The following is a 4202-nucleotide window of genomic DNA, read 5'->3' as shown; positions in this document are numbered from 1 at the left end:
AGCGGTCACTTCTTTGCCTGCGCAGGCGACTGTTTCCATGCATGCAGGTACCCCTTGCGATATCAGTTTCAGGTCGTCTTCTTCTGGCATTTCCGTGCCGGGAAAATCTAGCCCCATAACATCCAGGTAAAAATACACTGGCCAACATATGTAGGAAAATTCGCTGATGTCGTAAGGATTTTCCTACATATTTCAGATGGAGCTGGCTGTAAGTTTTTATCTAGAAATCAGTAGGAAAACTTACTGATTGTTGAAGGCTTGCAGAGGGGCTTATATGAAATTTTTTACCGGATCACGTCACCCATTGGCACAGGCTGTTTCCTCAGGCCTGTTGGTATCCATAGCTTTGTTCGGCCAGCCCGCTCAAGCATTGACCACCGTACGCGGCGAGCTGAATATTGATGACCAAGTTGCTGTCGACAACTACCGCGTGACCAGCGGCTCCGTCCTCAATGCCGTCGGAGCTTCGACCCAGCAAATCGATCTGAGCCCTGAGGCCAGCGTTAACCTGGACAAGACTGCGGTCGTGGCCACGGGGGCGGATGGCATTCGAGCTTCGGCGGGAGGCAAGGTAACGCTGGGCAACCAGTCGTCAGTGGTGAGTGACCGGTTTGGTATCCGACTGCTGCGCACTGGCACTGAAGGTGCGAGCGCTGTGGTCACCGGTAGCCGGGTTGAGGGCGCGATCGCCGGTGCTGGGGTTGCTGCGGGTTCCCGACTGGACTTGCACGACAGCGAACTGATCGGCAGTGGTGCGCGAGGAGTGGCAGCGCAGTTGTTTGGCGATGCCACCCTGGATGTGCGTGGCAGCGAGCTTTCCGGAACGGCCAACGGCATCGCGGCGTATGGCGACCCGACCCTCGCCGGGGCTGCCAACGTGCTTCTTACCGATACACAAGTGCAAGCAAGCGAGGGGGCGGCCATCATTGTCGGCGATCCTTACCTTGGGCCGTCGAGCGCCAATATCGTGGTTAGCGGCAAGTCGTCCCTCAGCGGCGGCAATGGCGCGATGCTCGAAGTAGTCGGTAGTTCGAGCGCCAACCTGTTGGTCGATAGCAGCGAGTTGCACGGTGATGTTCGCGTGGAGGCGGGAAGCGTGGCCGATGTGCGTTTGCAAAACGGCGCTAGCCTCACCGGTCGCCTGGAGAATGTCAGCAGCCTGGGCCTGGACAGTGATGCTCGCTGGAACATGGTCGAAGACTCCAGCGTCGCCAAACTGGCAATGGCGGGCGGTTCGGTGCGTTTCGGCGAGAAGGACCACTATCAGCGCCTGACCCTGGGCGAGCTGTCCGGCAGCGGAACGTTCGTCATGGATGCAGACTTCTCGACTGGCCAAACCGATTTTCTCGAGATTACCGGGCGCGCCGAAGGTCAGCACGTGCTTGCCGTTGGCAGCAGCGGCGCGGAGCCAGATGCTGCGAACAGTTTGCAACTGGTGCACGCGGCGGCAGGCGATGCGCAATTTTCGTTGCGCGATGGGCCGGTCGACCTCGGTGCCTTTTCATACGACTTGGTACAGCGGGGCAATGACTGGTTCCTGGACGGCGCCAGCAAAGTGATCAGCCCGGGCACAGCGTCGGTGCTTGCCCTGTACAGCGCGGCCCCGACCGTGTGGTACGGGGAGTTGAGTTCGTTGCGCAGCCGCATGGGTGAACTGCGCCTGGATGAGCGCAAGTCCGGCGGCTGGATCAGGGCCTATGGCAACAAATACAACGTCGCACAGGCCAGTGGCTTGGGCTACCAGCAAGTCCAACATGGGTTTTCGCTGGGGGCGGACGCACCCTTGCCCGTCGGCGACGGTCAATGGTTGCTGGGGGTGATGGCAGGCAGCAGCCGTTCCGACCTCAGCCTTGAGGGTGGCGCGTCGGGTGAGGTCGACAGCTACTACGCCGGTTTGTACGCCACGTGGCTGGATGCGCGCAGTGGCTACTACTTTGACGGTGTGGCCAAATTCAACCGCTTCGATAACGCGTCCAAGGTCGGCCTGAGTGATGGCACGCGCACCAAAGGGGATTACAAGCAGAACGGCGTAGGGGTATCGGCCGAGTTCGGGCGCCATGTCGAGCTGGATGGGGGCGTATTCATCGAACCCTTTACTCAGTGGTCGCTGGTGCAGTTCCAGGGCAAGGACTATCGCTTGGATAACGGCCTGCAGGCCTCGACAGGTGACAGCCATTCCTTGTTGGGCAAGGCCGGCGCCACCGTTGGCCGCAACATTGACCTCGGGGCGGGGCGAGTGCTCCAGCCTTATCTTCGCCTGGCGTATGTCCATGAGTTTGGCAACGACAACGACGTCAAGGTCAACGGCAATCGATTTGACAGCGACCTGTCAGGCTCGCGAGGAGAAGTGGGCGCGGGGGTCGCGGTATCACTGATCGACGGGCTGCAGATGCATGCTGATTTCGAGTACAGCAATGGCAGAAAGATCGAGCAGCCATGGGGGATGAATGTAGGGTTGCGGTACAACTGGTGATCATTACAAGGGAAGGCGAATGCCTTCCCTTTTTTCGTTTTCAGGCTCACGCAGGAGTAACACGTCATGATGGGCGGTAACTCGAGGGTCAGGGCGCCTCTGGCTGCCCCAATTGTTGAAGAATTGCTTGAAGACCCAGCAGGTGGAGTGCCCAGGCTGCTGCCTGTGTCTGCCTTGCAGGATGATTTGACGGTCAAGGTTGTGCAGTGGCCACTCTCCCAACCCGCCCCTGAAAGGCCGGAACACCTGTGGTTGTATTGGGACGGTGATGAAGTCGACCACAAAACCTGGAATGCCCCCATTCCCGAGCCAGAGCTGTTTGGCACTGTGCCCAAGGAGCGGCTGATGCATCATGGAATGCATACGCTCACGTACAGGGTCCAACTCTATAACTCGGAGTTGGTCGACTCATTAGAACTCGAGGTCGAAGTCGACATCCAGGCACCTTTGCTGGGCGTCGATCAAGGGCGCTTGATTTTCGACGAGCAGGTGGAACGGGAAGGTGTGACGGCACGCTACCTTGAACTCAACGATAATCAGGTAAAGGCTGAGGTCCCCAGTTATGACTACGCTGGCGCCAGGGACACGCTCATCTGGTACTGGAACCGGGAACCCTTCGTCAATGAGAAGGCCGGTGAGCGTGTTCTGGAACCGGCTGATCAAGTGGCGCCAATAGTCCTGGCCTACTATGGAGACATGATCGTTGACCGCGAAGACGGCAAACGATATGCCTGCTATGAAATTGTCGATTATGCGGGCAATAGCAGTGGCATTTCGAAGCCGGTGGAGCTTGAGGTAAAAGCCAAGCCTGTGCCGCGCAGTTTCACTTGGCCACTGGTGCCCAAGGCCACGGGAACAGCAGAAACCGTCAGGCTGGCGCTGGACGGGATTGGCGCGCCGTTGCTGGTTCAAGTGCCGGATGCCGCAGTCATCTACCCGGATGAAAGCACCAGCGTTCATTGGGGCGAGCCCGGAACTTTTGGTTACCATCACGCGCCGCTTGAATACCAAGGGCAGAGCAGGCGATACGAGATCCCCTTGGCCAAGGTGGTGGCCCATGCCGGCAAGATTGTCGAGGTGCGCTATCGGGTTGTAGCAAAGGAGGGCGAATTGCCTTCGGCTTTGCGTAAGGTGAACGTGCAAGCGCCACCTATCAGTGCTTATCGAAGCCCGTATGTGCAAGGCGCCGGCGTGTCGGGGACGCAAGTTTACCTCAGCAGGGTTGGCACCTGGACCGATGTGTTGATGGACCCCTGGTACCTGATGTTCCCTGAGCAAAAAGTGACAATCGAAGTATCAGGAGTCTTGTCGGGGAGCGGTGAGGTCAAGGAAACGCTGCTGGATAGGTATGAGGTCAAGGCGTCTGATTTGACCGAAGGCATCAAGACACGCCTTGGTAAGGCATTCTTGCAGAGGCTCGTGGTTCCCAGTTCGTTCACGATCACGTCGAAATTGAGCTTCGATGGCGGGGAAAGTTGGCGGATGACCAGGTCGATCAATCTAAGCCTGTTCAGTTGAGCGAGTGGCCTAATGACGCGTCACGGTTTGGCTCGTGGGGGCGCTCAAACCACCGTAATCGTTGATGATGGTGAACGTGAGCGTTATGTCCTGATTACCTGTTTGCGCCGGTAATGGAAAGTGCTGTCGCCCCATGGGGATGGCCATTGCCTTGGCGTCGAGCTGTTCGCCGTTGACCTCGAGGCGGCCGAATGTGAAATGGAAGGGGGTC

Annotated in this window: 2 protein-coding genes and 1 pseudogene; 2 read left to right on the top strand and 1 reads right to left on the bottom strand. The window is 58.3% G+C overall.

The annotated features are described in order from the left end of the window. The first annotated feature begins 274 nt into the window (after positions 1-274). Positions 275-2473, top strand: a complete 2199-nt coding sequence (locus NP534_RS25940; protein WP_443201103.1) for an autotransporter outer membrane beta-barrel domain-containing protein — start codon at positions 275-277, stop codon at positions 2471-2473. 66 nt (positions 2474-2539) lie between these two features. Then, the gene (locus NP534_RS25935; RefSeq protein ID WP_274100619.1) at positions 2540-3991 is read left to right on the top strand and encodes a hypothetical protein; all 1452 of its coding nucleotides are present in this window, start codon (positions 2540-2542) and stop codon (positions 3989-3991) included. 9 nt (positions 3992-4000) lie between these two features. Here NP534_RS25935 and NP534_RS25930 read toward each other — a convergent pair. Further along, positions 4001-4202, bottom strand: a pseudogene (locus NP534_RS25930) (fimbrial biogenesis chaperone); the annotation flags it as partial.

The organism is Pseudomonas sp. 39004, assembly GCF_028682155.1.
Taxonomy (GTDB): Bacteria; Pseudomonadota; Gammaproteobacteria; order Pseudomonadales; family Pseudomonadaceae; genus Aquipseudomonas; species Aquipseudomonas capeferrum.
The sequence above is the reverse complement of the archived record's forward strand: the minus strand, read 5'-3'. Positions and strand labels throughout refer to the sequence as shown.

What these genes read in the sequence shown, in the direction of transcription:
- NP534_RS25940 (WP_443201103.1), top strand. Translation starts at nt 275, where the DNA reads ATGAAATTTTTTACCGGATCACGTCACCCATTGGCACAGGCTGTTTCC.
- NP534_RS25935 (WP_274100619.1), top strand. Translation starts at nt 2,540, where the DNA reads ATGATGGGCGGTAACTCGAGGGTCAGGGCGCCTCTGGCTGCCCCAATT.